This window comes from Roseibium sp. AS2 (assembly GCF_038900065.1).
In the GTDB taxonomy this organism is placed as follows: Bacteria; Pseudomonadota; Alphaproteobacteria; order Rhizobiales; family Stappiaceae; genus Roseibium.
Window position 1 is genome coordinate 488,837 of record NZ_JBBMQN010000005.1, and the last position, 20,555, is coordinate 509,391.

Sequence of the window (20,555 nt, forward strand, 5' to 3'; positions counted from 1 at the left end):
CGGTCGCCTATTCGGCGGCCTGGGTTTCGATTTCCGGTTCTGGCGGCTGGTCGAGCGCGACGATCTGCCGGTTCCTGAAGGCGAGGGCGACCTCGCCGCGTTTCAGCTTCAGGGCGGTCTCGCCGAACAGCTCCCGCCGCCAGCCTTTCAGCGCCGCGACATCTGCGCGGTCGTCCGCGGCGATCTTCTCCAGATCGTCGACCGTGGCAATCACCTTGGCGGCAACGCCATGGGCTTCGCTGACCAGTTTCAACAGCACCTTCAGAAGATCCACTGCAGCGGCGGATCCGTCCGGCGCCTGCCGGCCCTTGGGAAGCTTCGGCAGATTGCCTTTCGGCACAGCCAATGCGCGCCTGACGGCCTTCAGGATGTCTTCGGCTGATTTCGATCGTTCGAACCCGCGCGGGATGGTCCTGAGCCGGCCGAGCGATTCCGTATCCTGCGGCTGCTGGGCGGCAAGTTCGTAGATGGCATCGTCCTTGATGACCCGGCTGCGCGGCACGTCGCGCGCCTGGGCTTCTTCCTCGCGCCAGGCGGCAACCTCGATCATGACGGCGAGTTCCACCGGTTTGCGCACACGCAGCTTCAGCCGCTTCCAGGCCTGGTCGGGATCGGTGCGGTAGGTGGTGACCGACGTCAGCACCTGCATCTCGTCCTCGACCCAATGGCTGCGCGACTGTTCTGCGAGATTCGCCTTCAGGAACTGATAGGCGTCCCGGAGATGGGTGACATCGGCCAGCGCGTAATCCAGCTGCTTGGCGGTCAGCGGCCGCCGGGCCCAGTCGGTGAACCGGGACGACTTGTCGATGCTGGCGCCGGTCACCTTGTAGACAAGCTGGTCGTAGGAAATGGAATCACCGAATCCGCACACCATGGCCGCCACCTGGGTGTCGAACAGGGGGGCGGGAATGAGTTCGCCCAGATGGTAGATGATTTCGATGTCCTGACGCGCCGCATGAAACACCTTTGTCACACTGGCGTCGCGCATAAGGTCGAAAAAGGGTTGAAGGTCAAGCCCTTCGGACAGCGCATCGACTATGAAGGCCATATCCGGCCCGGCCATCTGGATGACACAGAGCTTGGGCCAGAAAGTGGTTTCACGGAGGAATTCCGTGTCCACGGTGACATAGTCATGGGCGGCAAGGCGCTGACACGCAGCGGCAAGATCTTTTGTTTTTGTAATCACATGCATGGTGATCGGAAGCTATACCCGAGTTCTGCCGCTTTGTCGCCACGAAATGGTAAAATTTGAAAGACCTGCCCTTGAAAAGGCGCAATATGTGCGCTTATGTTGGGCGGTGACCGGCAGCAAGGAAACCGGACAGATGCCGGACTGGTGCCGGACCGGGGCCCGGATATAGGAGGCCGGACATAGGAGGACTGATGCGCAAGATACTGGTGGTGAATTCCAAGGGCGGTTGCGGCAAGACGACGATTGCGACGAATCTTGCGGTTGCGCTTGCCGCGCGCGGCGAGGAGGTCGCGCTGGCGGATGCGGACCGGCAGAAGTCGTCTTTCTCCTGGGTCAGGCGCCGGCCGAAAACGCTCAGGCCGATCGAGGGATTGAACTGGACCAAGGAAGAAAGCATCGGCGACAAGGACAAGGCACTGGACGCCATCGTGATCGATGGTCCCGGAGGGTTGCGCTCGGAACTTGCCAAGAACCTGATCGCGGAGGCCTCCGATATCGTCGTGCCGGTGCTTGCGTCCGCTTTCGACTGGGACGCGACGCTGAAGTTTCTGGACGGCATTTCCGACATCAAGCGGGTCAGAAAGGGCAAGGCCGATATTTTTGTGATCGCCAACCGGATCAACCGCCGCTCGACCCAGGTGAGTGCGCTGGAGCAGACCCTCGCAGGCAAAGGCTATCCGTTGCTTGCCAGGATTTCCGACCGGGTGCTTTACGCGCGCCATGCGGCGGCCGGTTCGGGCGTGTTCGACTATTCCGACGCCAGTTCGCACCAGGTCCGCGGCCAGTGGCATCCCCTGCTGCAGGCACTGGACACCTGACGTTGCCGGGGGCGGCGCTGTCTCGACGGGGCCGTCCGGTATTGCCGGATGCCTCTCCCTTGACTTTCGCCGCGCAACATGGCTTTTGCAGCCGGATACGGCCTGCCTCCGGCGGGCCGTAGTCATTTTCCATGCTAGCCAGCTACCAGAATGTCGAGGAAGAAGAATGCACCCCTACCGTAGTCACACGTGCGGTGATCTCCGTCTGTCAGACGAAGGCCAGACCATCCGGCTTTCCGGCTGGGTTCACCGGGTCCGGGATCATGGCGGGGTGCTTTTCATCGATTTGCGCGATCATTACGGTGTGACCCAATGCGTGGTCGATCCGGATTCGGCGGCCTTCGCTCTGGCCGAGACCGTGCGCTCCGAGTGGTGCATCCGTATCGACGGCAACGTCAAGAAACGCACGGACGAAACGGTCAATCCGGACCTGCCGACCGGCGCGATCGAGGTGTTCATTCGCGAGATGGAAGTGCTTGGCGCTGCGAAGGAATTGCCGCTGCCGGTGTTCGGCGACCAGGAATACCCGGAAGAGGTGCGCCTGCAGTACCGTTTCCTCGACCTGCGTCGCGAGAAGCTGCACGACAACATGATCCTGCGCTCCAATGTGGTGCGCGATGTGCGCGACCGCATGTGGGCGATCGGCTTCAACGAATTCCAGACCCCGATCATCACCGCGTCCTCGCCGGAAGGCGCGCGCGACTTTCTGGTGCCGTCCCGTCTGCATCCGGGAAAATTCTATGCCCTGCCGCAGGCGCCGCAGCAGTTCAAGCAGCTCCTGATGGTCTCCGGCTTCGACAAGTATTTCCAGATCGCGCCGTGTTTCCGCGACGAGGACCCGCGCGCCGACCGCTCGCCGACCGATTTCTACCAGCTCGACATGGAAATGTCCTTTGTCACCCAGCAGGAGATTTTCGACACCATCGAGCCGGTGATCGCAGGCTGTTTCGAGAAGTTCGGCAAGGGCCGCCCGGTCAACCGCAACTGGCCGCAGATCTCCTACAAGGACAGCGCGCTCTGGTACGGCAACGACAAGCCGGATCTCAGAAACCCGATCAAGATGCAGATCGTCTCCGAGCATTTCGCCGGGTCCGGCTTTGCCATCTTCGCCAACCTTCTGGAGCAGCCTGGCACCGAAATCCGTGCCATTCCGGCGCCGAAGGGCGGCAGCCGCAAGTTCTGTGACCGGATGAACAAGTTCGCCCAGGGCGAGGGCCTGCCGGGCATGGGCTACATCTTCTGGCGCAAGGCCGAGGACGGTTCCACGGAGGCTGCCGGTCCGCTGGCCAAGAACATCGGCCCGGAGCGCACCGAGGCAATCCGCGTTCAGCTAGGTCTCGAGCAGGGCGATGCGGCCTTCTTCCTGGGCGGCAAGCCGAAACAGTTCGAACCGGTGGCCGCCAAGGCGCGCGTCATCATCGGCGAGGAACTGGGTCACACCGACAAGGACAGGTTCGAGTTCGCCTGGATCGTCGACTTCCCGATCTATGAGCGGGACGAGGAAACCGGTGAGATCGACTTCTCGCACAACCCGTTCTCCATGCCCCAGGGCGGCATGGACGCGCTCAACGGCGATCCGCTCGAGGTTCTCGGTTTCCAGTACGACCTGGCCTGCAACGGCCATGAGCTGCTGTCCGGCGCGATCCGGAACCACAAGCCGGAAATCATGTACAAGGCGTTCGAGATCGCCGGTTATCCCAACGAGGAAGTCGACAACCGCTTCGGCGGCATGGTCAACGCCTTCCAGTACGGGGCCCCGCCGCATGGTGGCTGCGCCGCCGGGATCGACCGCATCGTGATGCTTCTGGCAGACGAGGCCAACATCCGCGAGGTCATGCTGTTCCCGATGAACCAGAAGGCCGAGGATCTGATGATGGGTGCGCCCAACGAAGCGACACCGGCCCAGCTCCGCGATCTTCATCTGCGGCTGAACCTGCCGGATGCGTAAAACGGCGGGTCCTCTTGCGGGACCGGCCTGAAAAAGGGTACCCATTTGAAATGGGGTAGAGGGGCCGGCTTTGCTGGCCTCTTTCATGCCGGAGACGGCAAGCTGTAGAAAGGCATGGCTTCGTGCTTAACCCTGCAAAATGGCAGGTCTGGGAAGATCCGGACGGGACCTTCCAAACCATCAAGCGCCTGCTGAGCGAAAACATCCGGGCCTATATCCCGCGGTATGCTCTGGCATTTGTTTTCATGGGGCTCGTCGCGGCAACCACCGCCGCCAGCGCCTGGATCATGAAGGACATCATCAACGAGGTCTTCATCGACCGCGACAAGGCGATGATCTACACGATCGCGGGCGTTGTGATCCTGATCTTCACCCTCAAGGGGGCTTCGACCTACGGTCAGATGGTCGTCCTGTCCCGCGTCGGCAATGCCATTGTCGCCGATCTTCAAAAGAAGCTGTTCCGGCGGTTGACTGAGCAGGACCAGGCCTATTTCGACCGCATGTCCCTGCCGGAACTGTCGATCCGTGTGAACACCGGCGCGGGCAGCGCCCGGGGCGTCATCGACATGATCGTTCTCAGTCTTGGCCGGGACGTGCTGACGCTGATCGGTCTTGTTGCCGTCATGGTCGTCCAGGACCCGCTGATGAGCGGGCTCGCGCTGTTGATCATGCCCCCTGCCGTCGTCGGGGTCAGTCTGCTGGTCAAGCGCGTGAAAACCTACGCCAAGCGTCAGGTGGTGTCCAACGCACGCATCGGTGCCACCTTGCAGGAAACGGTCCTTGGCGTGCGCATCGTCAAGGCCTTCGGCATGGAACCCGCGATGCAAAAGCGCATGGCCGCATCCGTCGCGGAAGTGCAGAGCCAGTCCAACAAGATCGCTTCGCTGACGGCGCGCACGTCTCCGCTGATGGAGACGCTGGGCGGCTTTGCCATTGCCCTGGTCATCTTCTACGGCGGGTTCTCCGTCATCGAACTGGGCAAGGATCCGGGGGCATTCTTCGCTTTCATCACGGCGTTGCTGCTGGCCTATGATCCGGCGCGTCGTCTGGCCCGGCTGAACGTCAATCTGAACAAGGCCATTGTCGGCGTCCGGCTCATGTATGAGCTGATCGACGAAAAGCCGGACCTGGAAAAGGTTGAAGACGCACCCGATCTGGCGATCTCGGACGGCCGTGTGACCCTGGAAGACGTTCAATTCTCCTATGGCGATGGAGCGGCGCTGAACGGCCTGTCCCTGACCGCCGAAGGCGGACGGACCACCGCCCTGGTCGGTGCGTCAGGGGCCGGCAAGTCCACGGTCTTCGCCTTGATCGAGCGCTTCTACGACCCTCAGTCCGGCCGCATCCTGATTGACGGTCAGCCGGTCGCGGGCGTTTCAATGACCTCGCTGCGCCGGAACATCGCCTATGTCGGGCAGGAATCCTACCTGTTCAACATGAGTGTGCGCGAGAATATCGCGGTCGGTAAACCCGGCGCATCGCAGGACGAGATCGAAGCGGCTGCCCGGGCTGCCAATGCGCATGACTTCATTCTGGAGTTGCCAGAAGGATATGACACTCAGGCAGGACAGGGGGGCGACCGTCTGTCCGGAGGCCAGCGTCAGAGGGTGGCGATTGCCAGGGCAATGCTCCGGGATGCGCCGATCCTGCTGCTCGACGAGGCGACATCCGCGCTCGATGCGCAGTCGGAGGCAAAGATCCAGGCCGCGCTGGAGACCTTGATGGCAGGCCGTACCACGCTCGTGATCGCGCACCGGCTGAGCACCGTCCGCCACGCCCACCAGATCCACGTTCTGGACAAGGGCCGCGTCATCGAAAGCGGCTCACACGATGCCTTGTTCGAGCAGGACGGCATCTATCGGCGGCTGTGTGAATTGCAGTTTCAGAACCGCAACGAGGCGGCTGAATAGACCAGCCTGAGGCCTGGAAAGCCCGGGCGCGAACCCGGGCTTGCTCCGGACCGGCGGATCTGGTGCCGCCGGATCTGGTGTAGGCGGACCTGGTGCCGGTGGATTTGGCTCACTGGTTGGCGGCTATGCCCACCGAGAGGATCTGCGGGATCATCTGCGGTGCCAGCATGGCGGTGCCCATGACCTGCGACAGGGGCACGGGGCCGGCGGGGGCGGCTGTCAGTTCCAGGGAACCCGGCGCGGTCAGGAATTGCGTTACGGCGCTTGCCACCTGTCGCTGCAGATCCTCGTTCTGCAGAATGCCGAGCATCAGCGGCAGGGCACCGGTCAGGCCCGCCACGAACTGGGGCCTTTCCACACCGGCCTTGCCGGCTTCGTGATCGAGAATTCGCCCTGTCAGGGAGGAGTCTTCCAGACGGATCGTGGCCTTGGCGACAGTCACGTTCTGCAACAGGGCCATCGCCTCTTCCGGCTTGTCCGTATTGTTGTTGAGCTGGGCGACCACGTCCCGGGTGACATCACCGAGCAGGAGGGACAGGGACAGGCTTGCGGCTTCCTTGGCGTCGATCCTGAGATCGGGAACGTCCAGTGTCGCCGCTTCCGGGTCCCAGGTTGCGGACCCGGACAGGTCGAGCGACAGGGTCTCGTAGCCAAGGTCCCTGAGTGGCTTGGTTTCCTCGGCCTCCAGTTGCGTGACATCGATCACGGCACCGGTCACCGCGAACCGGCCGCTGGTCGGAAGGTCGCCGTCCATGCTGTCGATAGAAGAGGAGATCTGCGCGATGTCGGCCACCTTGCCGTCTTCGTCGCGGATATGAATGGTGCTGGCTTCGAAGGTACTGTAGCCCGGGCCCACAGGCGGCGTGTCGGAGGCCATCTCTTCGGCGGAAGGCAGGAGAAGCCCGGTCACTGAAAGACTGGCAAGGGACATGCCGCCGTCGTCCGCTTCCAGCTCAAGGTCCTGAAGTGCGAGACTGGAGAGCTTGAGCCGGCCGTTGTTCTGGACGGCACCGTCCGTCAGCACGGTCGAGGCAATCGTGACCCTTGAGTCCTCATGGCTTTCGTTGGTGATCACGATGTCGCTGATGGTGATCGTGTCACCGCTCGTGTCGACGGCGCCGTAGCTTTCGACGGTGCCTTCCTCCGAGTCGAGCAAGGTCAGAAACGTGTCGGCGACTTCGTTTCCGGAGGGGTCGAAGGCGAGGGCAGGTGCGCCCTGCAGGGCTATAAGGCTGACCGCAGCGGTCAGGCAGGCGGCGATCCGGGGGGCACGGACAAACATGATCAAAAACTCCACCGTGAAAAGGCGGCCACACTCTGCGTCAAGATCCCGGACGTGGCAAGGTGAAAGACCGTACCGCCGCCGCATCGCCTGCCGGGACGGAAACGAACTTGAATTCAAGCCTCTATTTTTCCGCAAAGGTGCTGTTGGCCTGCTCGACATCTGTCATCGACGGCAGGCTAGCCTCGTTGCCCAGGTGCTGAATGGCGTGGGACGAGGCACCGCGTGCGAAATGGAAATGCCGGTCCCAGCTGTTTTCCGGCCAGTGAAGGTATGAAGCGATATAGGCGCCGTGGAAGACATCGCCGGCACCGTTTGAGTCGACGACCTTGCTCATCGGCACGGACAATGCGGGCAGCACCTTGTCCGGGCCGCCGGCCTCATACCAGACCATGCCGTGTTCGCCGAGCGTGACCGCCCCGACAGGGCAGTTCTTGGACCGCAGGTAACTCAAGGTCTCGCCGGTGGATTTGCCCAGTTGCTGGCAAAAGCGTTCCGACACCACGGCGATGTCGATGTGATCGAGCAGCCTGTCGGTGTTCTCGCGCACGGCGCCGCCGTCCAGGGATGTCAGAATGCCGAGGTTCTTGCAGGTGGCGGCATAGTGAAGCGCTGCATCCGGCATGTGGCCGTCAACATGCAGGGCTTTCATGCCGGTCAAGGTCAGCGGCGGGAAGGGGTGCAGGAAGTCGTTGTCCCGGCAGCGCACGATCGCGCGCTTGCCGCCCATGGGCATGATGAAGGACAGCGAACTTTCGTGCACCTTGCGGCCGTGGATGGAAATCCCGTAGGCGGCGGCCATGTCCAGGAACATGCGGGCCAGCCAGTCGTCGGCCTGGGAGCACAGCAGTTCGGGCTTGCCGCCGAGCTTGGCACAGCAGAACGCGGCGGTAACCGCGTTGCCGCCGAAACTGATGGCGTAGTCCTCGGCGATCGTCTTCTCGTCGCCCGTCGGCAGCCGATCGGTCAGAAATGTAACGTCGATATAGGCTTGTCCGATAAACAATGCCTGCATGTGAACCTCCCCAGAACCGGTTTCTCCGACTGAGCGCAAGCTAAGCACGGGGCTGCGATGCCAGGCTTTGATCTCGATGAAACACCTGGATATTCAGTCCTTGTTTACCCAGATCAGCCATTCTCGGAAAGTCTTTGCACATACACAGGCGCGCGACTTGTCTTTCCGCTACATCGGTTTCGCTAAAACGGTGATGATCGCCCTGGTGCTGGCGACGACGCCCTTGTTCGCGATCAACATCGTGCTCAACCAGTACGCGGAGCGCCGTGCCGTCACCGAGATGGAAGCCATGGGCAGCGTGGCCATCCACCGTGCGGAAGAAGCCATCAGCACCACCGTGTCCCTGTTGCAGCGTCTCGACAGGGACGGGGTTCAAACCTGCAGCGCACAGGACAGGGTCATTTACGAGAAGCAGATCGTCGAACACGGCATGATCGATGCGATCGGCCTGGCGGATGCCTCGGGTCAGCGCATGTGCATCATCCCGGACCGCGATCTGGCCGGAAAATTCGTTCTGCCGCCGTCGCGTGAAAACGGACCTCTTGTCGGCATCGGCATGCTGGACAGGTCCTACCTTGGCGCGCGCGCGGCCGTTATCAGTTGGGACCTGAAGGATCAGACCCGTGTTTTCGCGGAAGTCACGCCCGCCGTGATCGCCATTGATCCCGGGCCGGAGTATCTGCGGTCCTACCGCCGGGCGGAACTGCGCCTTGGCGACAATCTGCTGTGGTACACGGTCGGAGGATACAATTCCGAAGCGACCGATCCGTCCGACAGGGTAACCGTCGAGGTCGCTTCCGAACTCTATCCTCTCGTGGCGACCATCACCGCACCGGTCTCGGCGGCCGTGCATCTGGTGCAGGATCTCAAGGTCCTGGCCGCCGCGGCCTGTGCGGGCATTGCGGTTCTGTTTGTCGCCATCGGGGTCTGGCTGTCGTGGCGCCCCGAACGGGAGGCGGACGACGAGTTCGCCGCAGCGATTCGCAACGGCGAGTTCATTCCCTTTTATCAGCCGGTCATGGATATCGAGAACGGGCGCCTGCGGGGCTGTGAGATCCTGATGCGCTGGCGGCGCCCGAACGGCACAATCGTGTCGCCGGGCCAGTTCATGGCCTATGCGGAGAACAACGGCCATATCTTCGACATGACCCGGCACATGATGCGGGTGTCTGCGGAGGAAATCGGCGACCTCTACGGCGACAACCCGGATCTGAAACTGTCGATCAACCTGTTCGCAGGCCATTTCCTCGACCGGGAAATCATTTCGGATATCAAGGGTGTGTTCGAGGAGTCGCGCATTTCCTATCAGCAGATCGTGGTCGAGGTGACCGAACGCCATCCGCTCGAGGACATGGAGCTGGCCCGCAAGATCATCGCCGAGCTTCAGGCCCTCGGGGTCCGAGTTGCCCTGGACGATGTCGGTACCGGCCACGGCGGCATGGCCTATCTGCAAAAACTCGGTGTCGACATCATCAAGATCGACAAGATGTTCATCGACACGATCGGCTCGGATGACAATTCCACCACGATCGTGGATTCCATGGTCGAACTGGCCGACAATCTCGGCATGGGCATCATTGCCGAAGGTGTCGAACTGGAAGAGCAGATCGAGCGGCTTCTGGAACTCGGCGTCACCGCGGCGCAGGGGTATTATTTCGCCGCCCCGATGCCCGCGTCGGAATTCATCGCGTTCGCCGACAAGGCCGAACAGGAGGCGAATGAACGCGCCCGGCTGGCCGCCGAAGCCGCCGCCGCGGAGCAGGCCGCGAACGAAGCCGCGGGTGCAAACGCGGCCTGAGCCGGCTGATCGCTTCCAGACGCACGACGCACAATTCTCGAGATCCGGAGACGCAAGCGCTGCCGACCCCCTGGGCTTCGGTGGCGATTTTTTCGATTCCGTCTTGTCTGTACCGACTGGACGGTATATGTAGCCGCAACTGTACTGACCGGACGGTAAAGTGACATGGCAATGCGACCTGCGCGATCTTCGCAAGATTCGAAATCGGAAATCCTGAAAGCCGCCCTGGAACTCATCCGGCGCTCGGGGGCTCCGAGCCTGACCATCGACGCCGTCGCGGTCGAAGCCAGTTTTTCCAAGGGCGGTGTTCTCTACAATTTTCCGACCAAGGATGCGCTCATCACCGGCATGGTCGAGTTTCTCGCCGGCCAGTTCGAGGCGGAAGTGGCCGCAGCGCGCGCCCGGAACCTGTCCTCGCACTGTCCGACGCTCGCTGCGATGATCGACGTGACCGAAGGCTGGTTGATGGAGAACCGGGATATCGCCCGGGCGATACTGGCTACAAAGGTGGACCGGCCCGAGCTCAGCGAACCCTTCAGGCTCGTGAAGGAACGGCTCAAGGCTGCGATCGAGGCGGAAACCGATCGCAGGGCCAGGGCCTGGGCCATCTGGGCGAGCCTGGAGGGACTTCATTTCTCGGAAGCCCACTGCGTTACGATCTTCACCGATGACGAACGCGCGGCCGTGTTTGAAGAACTCCGCATGCGTTTGAAAGATTTCAGGAACTAGAACGGAAAACCAGATGTTGGCACTTGGTAGAGCCCCGATAGGGCGTTGGGCCTGTTTGTTGCTGGCCGCCGGATTGCTGGCGGCCTGTCAGGACGAGGCGGTGGATCCCGTCGCGCAGGCTGAGGCGGAGCTGCATGCCGCGCCCCGGCCGGCCAAGATCTTCACGGTGACGGACCAGGTCGGTCTGCTTGAGCGGCGCTTCGTCGGCCGCGTGGCGGCCGTCCAGACCGTGGACCTGTCGTTTCAGGTTCCCGGAAAACTGATAAAGCTGCCGGTTCTGGAAAGCCAGGTGGTCAAGCAGGGCGATCTGATCGCGGCACTGGACACCACCGACTACGACCGCGCTGTCCGCGAAGCGACGTTCCGGCTCGAACAGGCCAAGCGCGAACTCGACAGGCTGGAGACCCTGCGCGACCGGTCCGTGATTTCCCAGTCCTCCTATGACGAAAAGAGGAACACCTACGATCTCGCGCTCGAGGAACTGAAGGAAGCCAGGCAGAACCTGGAATACACGTCGTTGAAGGCCCCGTTCGACGGCATTGTGTCCGTGCGCCTGGTCGACAATTTCACCACGGTCAGCGTCGGCTCGCCGGTCGTGAAGATGCACGACGTCTCTGAAGTGCATGTCGATATCAACGTCGCCGAAGCCTTGTTCGGCCGGGTCACGGAGGAGGAGGTCGTCTCGATGGAGGCGAAATTCCCGGCCTATGGCGAAAAACTGTTTCCGCTGCAATACCGCGAGCACTCCAGCCAGGTGGACGAAATCACCCAGACATACCGCATCACCCTGGCCATGCCCCGCAAAGGCGCTGACAAGCTGTTTCCGGGCATGTCCGCTTCGGTCATCGTGAAGGTGCTGCCGGAGGGGCTTGAACTGGGCGAACAGTTCCTGGTGCCGTTCGGCGCCGTGGCGGTGGACGGTGACGGCAAGGCCTACGTCTGGAAGTTCGACGGCGCGACCGGGGCCGTCTCCAGGGAGCCGGTGGAGATAGGCACCGTGATGGGTGACTACATTCCTGTCAGCTCCGGCGTTGCCTCCGGTGACGAGATCGTTTCGGCCGGCGTCGCCTATCTGAGCGACGGCCAGATCGTCCGCCGTTTGAACTGATCCCTGCCCGGGACCACAAGAGGATCAGAAGCCTTGGATATCGCACGCTATTCCATCAAGAAGCCGGTCAACACCTGGATGATCGTCCTCATGTCGCTGCTGGGCGGCCTGTGGGGTCTGTCGACTGTCGGCAGGCTCGAGGATCCGTCCTTCACCATCAAGCAGGCCCAGGTGATCACCAGCTATCCGGGCGCGACCGCGGCGGAAGTTGAAAACGAGGTGACGGAGAACCTGGAAACGGCGATCCAGCAGATGCCGCAACTGGATCTGATCACCTCCGTGTCCGAACCGGGACTTTCGCGCATCAGCGTGGAGATCAAACCCACCTATGACGGCTCGGAACTGCCTCAGGTTTGGGACGAACTGCGCCGCAAGGTCAATGACGAGGTCCGCAATCTGCCGACGGGAGCGGGCACGCCTCTGGTCTACGACGATTTCGGCGATGTCTACGGTCTGTTCTACGCCTTCACGGCCGATGGTTATACCAATCGGGATATCCGCGAGACGGTCAAGCGCATCCGCCGGGAGCTGCTGACGGTGCCCGGAGTGGGCAAGGTCGAGATTTCGGGTGAGCCGGAGGACGTCATCTACCTGAATGTCGACCAGGACAAGATGGCCGGCCTCGGGATTTCCTTCACCGATATCATTGGCGTGCTGGACGCGGAAAACCGCATCCAGACCAACGGGTCCGCCATTTCCGGGAAAAAACGGATCCGGCTCATGACCGCATCCGCCTTTGACGATTTTCGCGGCATCCAGGATCTGGTCATCGGGCGCCCGGGGTCGACCGCGATGATCCGGCTCTCCGACATTGCCTCGCTGGAACTGGGAGAGCCGGAAAAGCCGAGCCGGCTCATTCGCCACGATGGCCACGACGCGGTCACCATCGGGGTCTCGCAGGTGATCGGCACCAATATCGTCGAGGTCGGCGGGCTCGTGATCGACAAGCTCGCGGAGGTCGAGGCGCAGCTCCCGGTGGGAATGCAGATCCATCCGATCTACGAGCAGAACGTCGTGGTTGATGAAAGCGTCAACGGCTTCATTCTCAACCTCGCGGCGTCCGTGGTCATCGTGATCGCGGTGCTGGCGCTGTTCATGGGCTGGCGCGCGTCGATCGTGGTCGGCACGGTTCTGCTTCTGACCGTGATGGCGACGGTTCTGTTCATGCGCATCTTCTCCATCGAGATGGAGCGGATTTCGCTCGGCGCGCTGATCATCGCCATGGGCATGCTTGTGGACAACGCCATCGTTGTCGCCGAAGGCATGATGATCAACATGCAGCGCGGCCAGAAGGCCATCGCCGCCGCCAGCAAGGTGGTGGCGCAGACCATGTGGCCGCTGCTGGGAGCAACCGTGATCGGCATCATGGCCTTTTCCGGCATCGGCCTGTCGCCGGATGCCACCGGCGAGTTCCTGTTTTCCCTGTTCGCGGTGATCGGGATTTCGCTGCTGTTGTCCTGGGTCTTCGCCGTCACGGTGACGCCGCTGTTCGGAAAGTATTTTTTCAAGACGGCGACCGGCAACCTGGACGGCCATGATCCCTACAAGGGCATTCTCTACAGGATCTATCGCGGCCTTCTGGTCGGGGCCCTGCACGTCCGCCTTTTGAGTGTGGCCGCCCTCATCGGCATCACGATTGCCTGCGTCATGGCCTTCGGCAACGTCAAGCAGGCCTTCTTCCCCGACAGCAACACACCGATCTTCTATGTTCACTACTGGGCGCCCCAGGGAACCGACATCCGCGCGACGGAGGCTGATCTGAAGGCGATGGAGCAGGTCGTTCTCGGTGATGACCGGGTGGAGGACGTCACGAGTTTCGCCGGGGGCGGCGCGTCGCGGTTCATGCTCACCTACGCGCCCGAGGACGCAAATCCGTCCTACGGCCACATGATTATCCGAACCGCGAACCGAGACGTCATCGACACGTTGGCGCTCGACCTGCGGCGCGCCTTTGCCGACCGCTTCCCGTCGGCGCAGGTGATCACCAAGCGGCTCGTGTTCGGACCGGGCTCGGGCGCAAAGATCGAGGCCCGGTTCTCCGGACCTGACGCAAACGTGCTCAAGCGCCTGAGCAGCGAGGCCGAGGCGCTGTTTGCGCTGCCGGACAACAGGCTGGCCGACGTCAGCACGAACTGGCGCCAGCGGGAACTGGTCGTGCGGCCGATCTTCGACGAGGACCGGGCCCGCGTGTCCGGCGTCACCCGCGAGGAACTGTCCGTTGCCCTGCAGTTCGCGACCGAGGGCATCCGCGTGGGGTCCTACAGGGATGTCGACGAGGGCATCCCGATCATTGCCCGCAAGGCCAACCAGAACGGGCTTTCCGTCAATGAAAGCGTGTCCGACTCTCTCCTGTGGACCAGCAGCCAGCGCCGCTACGTTCCGATCGACCAGGTGGTCGAGGAATTTGTCATGGAGCCGCAGGATACGCTGATCCACCGGCGTGACCGTGTACGCACCCTGACGGTCAAGGCGGAGACCACCGCAGGCGAAACCGCCTCCGCCGCCCTGGCGCGGGTTCGGCCCCAGATCGAGGCCATTGCCCTGCCGGCGGGATACGCGCTGGAGTGGGGTGGGGAATACGAGAGCACCAATGATGCCCAGGCATCGCTCGGAGCCCAGTTGCCGCTCGGCTTCCTGGTGATGCTGATCATCTCGATCCTGCTGTTCGGGTCGGTCCGCCAGCCCCTGATCATCTGGCTGATGGTGCCCATGTCGATCAACGGCGTGGCCATCGCGCTGCTGGTGACGGACACGCCTTTCGGCTTCATGTCGCTGCTCGGCTTCCTGTCGCTGTCGGGCATGCTGATCAAGAACGCGATCGTGCTTCTGGAAGAGATCGATCTGCTCATCGACGAGGGCAGGGAAAAATACGCCGCCATTGTCGAGGCGAGCGTGTCGCGTATGCGTCCCGTCATGCTGGCGGCGGTCACCACCATCCTCGGCATGGCGCCGCTCCTGTCGGACGCCTTCTTCCGCGGCATGGCGGTAACGATCATGGGTGGCCTGGCTTTTGCCACGGTGCTGACCCTGATCGCGGCACCCGTCCTCTACGCGCTGTTCTTCCGGGTTCGCCCACCGAAGAAAAACAGCGCAAAGGGCGAGGACGACACCATGTCGACGCCTCTGGAAACGGCGCCGACCTGACAATCAGGACCCGGCCCCTTGAGGAAACCTGCCCCCAAGTCCGGTGCGAAGACAACGGACAGGGTGGGCAGGCGGGATCGAGATCGTCAAACGGGAGAGGGCGGGCGGCTCTCTCCCGGTTCCCGTCAGACGAAGCTGAAGTCGTCCTGATGCAGGTCTGCAACAAGGACATTCTGCAGCTCGATCGACGTGTTCGCGTCAATCGTGATCACGGTGTGCGTCCCGTCATCAGCGGCTGCCGCAAGCAGGCTTGCGAAGTCGGCAAAGACCGTGGTCTCGAACTGAACGACGTCTTCAGATCCCAAGCCGGCCGCGAAATCGGTAATGGAATCGTTGCCGGTTTCGCCGGCCGCAAAGACAAACGTGTCGTCGCCGGCACCACCTGTAAGCAGATCGTCACCGGCAGAACTGTTCAAAATGTCGTTTGTGTCGGTACCTGTGAGTTTCAGAGCTGCGGCGCCTGTCGGCGCATAGACGGTTCCGTCCGGTCCGGCATAGTTGCCGTATTCGTCCGGGACGAAAGTGTAGACGGCCCCGGTATTGGTCACGTTGCCATCGCCATATGTCGCACCGACCGTGACAACACCGTCCGAGTTGACATCGACCGAGTTCCCGAACCTGTCTCCTGCTGCCATGTCGGGTGCGGTCAGCTTGAATTCCGTGTAGCCGCCGGACCCATCTGGCACATATACGTAAGCCGACCCGGTCTTCAGTCCGCCGTTGTAGTCGTCGCGAGCACCGGCAACGACGACGCCACTGTCGTTGATGGCGACACGGAACCCGAAAAAGTCATTGTCGGCCGCGTCGGACGCGACGATCTTTGTTTCGAGATAGCCGCCGGAGCCGTCGGGCTCATAGATATAGATGGCGCCCGCTTCAGCCCCGGCTCCATCCTGGCCATAGGCTCCGACCACGAGGGTGCCGGAGGCGTTCACCATGCCGCTGAAGCCAAAGTTGTCGCCCGCCAGTCCATCGGAGGGGCTGATCTTCGTCTCCGTGTAGCCGCCAGTGCCATCGGGCGTGTAGATGTAAGCAGTTCCGGATCCGTCTTTCAGGTAGGCTCCTGCGTAAACGGCGCCTGCATTGTTGATACTGACGGAGTATCCGAACTGACTGCTTCCACTGCCGTCGGAAGGGAGAAGCAGATGTTCCGTGTAGTCGCCGGAGCCATCGGGTGTGAATACATACACGCCCTTGTTCATTCTGCTGACAGCAACGACCCCGCTGTCATTGACCGAGACGCCGACCCCGCTTCTGTCATCCAGGGTTCCGTTGGTGATTGTGAGCTTTGCCTCGGAGTACCCACCGTTTCCGTCCGGCGTGAACACATAGACAGCCCCGGCATCGACGGCTTCGTCGTCGTCGCGCGGCGCGGCGGCTGCGATGATCCCGGTGTTGCTGACTGCAACATTGTAGGCAAACCAGTCAGCGGCCTCCAGTTCTCCCGGTGACAGTTTGGTCTGGGTGTAGCCACCTGCGGAATTGGGCACATAGACGTAAACACTTCCGGATGACGAGCCGTGATCGTCGTCTCCCCATGCGCCGGCGACCACAACGCCCAGATCGTTCATGGCGACATACGAGCCAAAAAAATCGTTTGTGATGCCATCGGAAGAAATCAGCTTCGTTGGTTCGACTTGTCCTTCGACAGTGACCGTCACCGTCTCGGTCGCGGTGCCACCGTGTCCGTCATCGACGGTGTAGGAGAAGGTATCGGTCGCGGTTTCTCCGGCAGCCAGGTGTTCGAACTGGCCGTTCGGATCGTAGGCGAATGTGCCGTCGTTGTTGTTCGTGACGGTACCGAGAGTGCCGGTCGTGTCGATGCTGAAGGTGTGGCCGTCGGAAGCGTCCAGATCGGAGAAGTCGGCGGTGACGGTGATGAAAGGACCGTCTTCCTGGGCAACAGCCGTCACGGCCAGGGCGACCGGGGCGTCGTTCTGGCCTGTTATCGTGACGGTGACGGTTTCGGTCGCAGTGCCGCCGTTTCCGTCATCGACGGTGTAGGAAAAGGCATCGGTCGCGGTTTCTCCGGCAGCCAGGTGTTCGAACTGGCCGTTCGGATCGTAGGCGAATGTGCCGTCGTTGTTGTTCGTGACGGTTCCAAGGGTGCCGGTCGTGTCGATGCTGAAGGTGTGGCTGTCGGAAGCGTCCAGATCGGAGAAGTCGGCGGTGACGGTGATGAAAGGACCGTCTTCCGCCGCAGAGGCGGCCACGGCCAGGGCGACCGGAGCGTCGTTCTGGCCTGTTATCGTGACGGTGACGGTGACGGTTTCGGTCGCGGCGCCGCCGTTTCCGTCATCGACGGTGTAGGAGAAGGTATCCGTCGCGGTTTCTCCGGCAGCCAGGTGTTCGAACTGGCCGTTCGGATCGTAGGAAAAGGAGCCGTCGTTGTTGTTCGTGACAGTACCGAGAGTGCCGGTCGTGTCGATGCTGAAGGTGTGGCTGTCGGAAGCGTCCAGATCGGAGAAGTCGGCGGTGACTGTGATGAAAGGCCCGTCTTCCTGGGCAACAGCCGTCACGGCCAGGGCGACCGGAGCGTCGTTCTGGCCTGTTATCGTGACGGTGACGGTTTCAGTCGCGGTGCCGCCGTTTCCGTCATCGACGGTGTAGGAGAAGGCATCGGTCGCGGTTTCTCCGGCAGCCAGGTGTTCGAACTGGCCGTTCGGATCGTAGGAGAAGGAGCCGTCGTTGTTGTTCGTGACGGTTCCAAGGGTGCCGGTCGTGTCGATGCTGAAGGTGTGGCTGTCGGAAGCGTCCAGATCGGAGAAGTCGGCGGTGACTGTGATGAAAGGCCCGTCTTCCTGGGCAACAGCCGTCACGGCCAGGGCGACCGGAGCGTCGTTCTGGCCTGTTATCGTGACGGTGACGGTTTCGGTCGCGGCGCCGCCGTTTCCGTCATCGACGGTGTAGGAGAAGGCATCGGTCGCGGTTTCTCCGGCAGCCAGGTGTTCGAACTGGCCGTTCGGATCGTAGGAGAAGGAGCCGTCGTTGTTGTTCGTGACGGTTCCAAGGGTGCCGGTCGTGTCGATGCTGAAGGTGTGGCTGTCGGAAACGTCCGCGTCGGAGAAGACGGCCAACAAGAGAATGCCTGCGTCTTCAGTGGTGTCGCCTGAAACGGGCTGGGAATTAGGGGCAGTGTTTGACAAGGATCTATCTCCAATTGCGTCTTATAGAGAAAGCAAGACGTATCAATAAAAGTGTGAGAGATCAGAGCTTGGATAGTCAGTATCTGCAACCTGAAATATTTGTGGAAAAAATAACTGGCTTCAAATAATTGCTATCATCGAAAAAAGGAAAATTGTTCTTAATAGTAACGGGAGGATGTGTAGTAAATTTCTAATTGGTGATCATGAAAAAAATTTAATACAAGAAAAGATGAGCTGTCTTGAAAAAATATGTCGGATTATTATTGTGAACTTATATCTCTGGCGGGCTGTTCGCGCAATTTTTCTGATGGATCGTGATAACGATAGCGAAGAGTGAAAAAACTTCCGTAGAAGTATCAGGGGCGAGAATTAGGCGGCCATTGCCAGGCCAGTCAAATCAGGCAAATCAGGCCTGAGGCACTGGCGGCAATAAGACAACTGCGATCCGGTCAGGGGCGCGTCGGCAGCAGCCTGGAGTGCCAGTCCGGTATCCGTGTAACGCAGATCTCATTGAGACTGACAACGAGTGGCGGCCATCTTCGGCATGGCAAGACATATCGGTCGGTGTCGTAATCCGTGATCCCGCCAATGTTGCCGCTCCCTCCGAAACGTGCCAGCCTCCGGGGGACCGGCAAGGGAGGAGAGCCATGCCCGAGATTTCGAGCGATCGCGATTGCCAGACCGTCATCACCACCTTCGAGATGACCCCCGGCACCTGCTACGATCTTCTGGACGAGTTGAAGGACGCCTACGAAAATTTCATCCGCCATCAGCCCGGCTTCATCGGCGCGGGGCTGCATGTCAATGACGCGCAGACGCGCATTGCCAATTATTCACAGTGGCGGCGGCGCGAGGACTTTCTTGCCATGCTGCGCACGCCGGAAATGCGGGACCGCAACCGCAGCATCAGTGCGCTCTGCAAGAGCTTCGAGCCGGTCATGTACGATGTCGCCGAGAGTTTCGAATAGGTCATCGGACCGGATGGCGGCATCGGCGGGACCCCGGTGACCGGTTCAGGACCGGCCGCGCGCCCGATCCGTGTTCGACGGAACGCCTGACGAACTGACAGCGGGCGGGGCAGAGGCGGCGTGTCTCAATCGCCTTTCCGAAACGGCGCATGATCCGCAAGTGCCGCGTTTTCGCGTTCCACCGCGCGCCGCTCATGTTCCAGGAAATCGGCGACCGCGTCGTGCAGACCCTCGTGGGCGATCCAGTGGGCGGAGTAGGTGGTCGCGGGAAGGTAGCCGCGCGCGAGCTTGTGCGCTCCTTGCGCGCCCGCCTCGACACGTTTGAGGCCATGGGCGATGGCGAAATCGATCGCCTGATAGTAGCAGAGCTCGAAATGCAGAAACGGGTGATGTTCGGTGCAGCCCCAGTTGCGCCCGAACAGGGTCTGTGAGCCGATGAAGTTGAGGGCGCCGGCAATATAACGGCCATGACGTTTTGCCAGCACGAGCAGCGTGCGCTCCGCCAGCCGCTCGTTGATCAGCGAGAAAAACTTCCGGTTCAGGTAGGGGCGGCCCCATTTGCGGCTGCCTGTGTCCACGTAGAACGTGTAAAATGCATCCCAATGCGCCTCGGTAAGGTCGGCGCCGGTGACCCATTCGACCTCGATGCCGTCGGCGCTGAGTGCTTCCCTGCGCTCCTTGCGGATGGCCTTGCGCTTGCGCGAGGCCAGATCCGCCAGAAAATCCTCGAAACTTTCATAGCCCTGGTTTTCCCAGTGGAATTGCTGGTCGGTGCGCTGCAGATACCCCAGTTCGCCCAGCGTGTCCCATTCCGGTTTCGTCAGGAAGGTCGCATGGACGGAGGAGGCGCCGGTGCGCTGGCAGACCTGAACCAGGCCGGCGGCAAGCGCCTGCAACCCGGCCTCGCGGTTGATGCCGGGGCCGGTCAGGAACCGACGTCCCGTCGCCGGTGTGAACGGCACCGATATCTGCAGCTTCGGGTAATAGTCGCCGCCCGCCCGGTGAAAGGCGTCGGCCCAGCCGTGATCGAACACATATTCACCCTGGGAATGGCTTTTCAGGTAGGCCGGTACGGCACCGAGGATCTCTCCCGAGGTGTCTTCAAGGACCATGTGCCGCGGCAACCAGCCGGTTTCGGCGCAAGCGCATCCGGCTGCCTCGAGGGCCTCCAGAAAAGCGTGCGACAGGAACGGATTGAAGTCCGCATCCGCCCCCTCCGTGTCGAAATCGGCGCCAAGTGCCTGGCTCAACTCCTGTTCCAGGTGACAGTCCGAGGACCTGTGAAGGGCGCCCCGGCCCGACAGGATCCAGCCCGGATTGGCCACATTGTCCCAGGCCGCCGAGGGGACGTCCCCGAGCGCCGACAAGATCCGCAGGGTGACAGCCTCGGAAGGCTCCCGGGTCTCTGGAGCTTTCGACGTCTCAGGGGCCTCAGGGATGCCGGGTGGGGTCGTGTCGTCCTCGGATCGGGATGAGCTCATGCCTTGGAAAAACCAC

Annotated in this window: 13 protein-coding genes; 8 read left to right on the top strand and 5 right to left on the bottom strand. The window is 61.7% G+C overall.

Annotated features, from left to right (window positions below):
• Positions 1-7: 7 nt before the first annotated feature.
• Complete coding sequence (gene rnd, locus WNZ15_RS17360; RefSeq protein WP_342894255.1) at positions 8-1,186, bottom strand: ribonuclease D; 1,179 nt, start codon at positions 1,184-1,186, stop codon at positions 8-10.
• Between the two features lie 197 nt (positions 1,187-1,383).
• On the opposite strand from rnd, the gene WNZ15_RS17365 reads away from it, so the two are divergent.
• The 3 genes from WNZ15_RS17365 (at position 1,384) to WNZ15_RS17375 (ending at position 5,868) form a co-directional block, all read left to right on the top strand.
• Complete coding sequence (locus tag WNZ15_RS17365; protein ID WP_342894256.1) at positions 1,384-2,010, top strand: ParA family protein; 627 nt, start codon at positions 1,384-1,386, stop codon at positions 2,008-2,010.
• A gap of 166 nt (positions 2,011-2,176) precedes the next feature.
• Entirely contained in the window at positions 2,177-3,958 is a 1,782-nt protein-coding gene (gene aspS / locus WNZ15_RS17370) for an aspartate--tRNA ligase (protein ID WP_342894257.1), read from the top strand.
• A gap of 122 nt (positions 3,959-4,080) precedes the next feature.
• Positions 4,081-5,868 carry an ABC transporter ATP-binding protein gene (locus WNZ15_RS17375; RefSeq protein ID WP_342894258.1) on the top strand — a complete coding sequence of 596 codons (1,788 nt, stop codon included), beginning with the start codon at positions 4,081-4,083 and terminating at the stop codon, positions 5,866-5,868.
• A 109-nt stretch (positions 5,869-5,977) separates the two neighbouring features.
• Here WNZ15_RS17375 and WNZ15_RS17380 read toward each other — a convergent pair whose 3' ends face one another.
• Both WNZ15_RS17380 and WNZ15_RS17385 read right to left on the bottom strand, forming a co-directional pair.
• The gene (locus tag WNZ15_RS17380) at positions 5,978-7,150 is read right to left on the bottom strand and encodes a hypothetical protein (RefSeq protein WP_342894259.1); all 1,173 of its coding nucleotides are present in this window, start codon (positions 7,148-7,150) and stop codon (positions 5,978-5,980) included.
• A 124-nt stretch (positions 7,151-7,274) separates the two neighbouring features.
• The gene (locus WNZ15_RS17385) at positions 7,275-8,165 is read right to left on the bottom strand and encodes a sugar kinase (protein WP_342894260.1); all 891 of its coding nucleotides are present in this window, start codon (positions 8,163-8,165) and stop codon (positions 7,275-7,277) included.
• A 157-nt stretch (positions 8,166-8,322) separates the two neighbouring features.
• On the opposite strand from WNZ15_RS17385, the gene WNZ15_RS17390 reads away from it, so the two are divergent.
• From WNZ15_RS17390 to WNZ15_RS17405, 4 genes are all read left to right on the top strand, one after another.
• A complete protein-coding gene (locus tag WNZ15_RS17390; RefSeq protein ID WP_342894261.1) occupies positions 8,323-9,963 on the top strand; it encodes an EAL domain-containing protein in 1,641 nt (546 codons plus the stop codon).
• A 165-nt stretch (positions 9,964-10,128) separates the two neighbouring features.
• Positions 10,129-10,692 carry a TetR/AcrR family transcriptional regulator gene (locus tag WNZ15_RS17395; RefSeq protein WP_342894262.1) on the top strand — a complete coding sequence of 188 codons (564 nt, stop codon included), beginning with the start codon at positions 10,129-10,131 and terminating at the stop codon, positions 10,690-10,692.
• A gap of 13 nt (positions 10,693-10,705) precedes the next feature.
• Positions 10,706-11,800, top strand: coding sequence for an efflux RND transporter periplasmic adaptor subunit (locus tag WNZ15_RS17400; protein ID WP_342894263.1), 1,095 nt, complete (start codon positions 10,706-10,708; stop codon positions 11,798-11,800).
• Between the two features lie 33 nt (positions 11,801-11,833).
• Positions 11,834-14,944, top strand: coding sequence for an efflux RND transporter permease subunit (locus tag WNZ15_RS17405; protein ID WP_342894264.1), 3,111 nt, complete (start codon positions 11,834-11,836; stop codon positions 14,942-14,944).
• 125 nt (positions 14,945-15,069) lie between these two features.
• Here the strand turns inward: WNZ15_RS17405 and WNZ15_RS17410 are convergent, their stop codons facing one another.
• Entirely contained in the window at positions 15,070-18,090 is a 3,021-nt protein-coding gene (locus WNZ15_RS17410) for an Ig-like domain-containing protein (RefSeq protein WP_342894265.1), read from the bottom strand.
• Positions 18,091-18,737: 647 nt separating this feature from the next.
• Here WNZ15_RS17410 and WNZ15_RS17415 point away from each other — a divergent pair.
• Positions 18,738-19,058, top strand: a complete 321-nt coding sequence (locus WNZ15_RS17415) for an antibiotic biosynthesis monooxygenase family protein (RefSeq protein ID WP_342894266.1) — start codon at positions 18,738-18,740, stop codon at positions 19,056-19,058.
• Between the two features lie 125 nt (positions 19,059-19,183).
• Here the strand turns inward: WNZ15_RS17415 and WNZ15_RS17420 are convergent, their stop codons facing one another.
• The gene (locus tag WNZ15_RS17420; protein WP_342894267.1) at positions 19,184-20,539 is read right to left on the bottom strand and encodes a GNAT family N-acetyltransferase; all 1,356 of its coding nucleotides are present in this window, start codon (positions 20,537-20,539) and stop codon (positions 19,184-19,186) included.
• Positions 20,540-20,555: the final 16 nt, after the last annotated feature.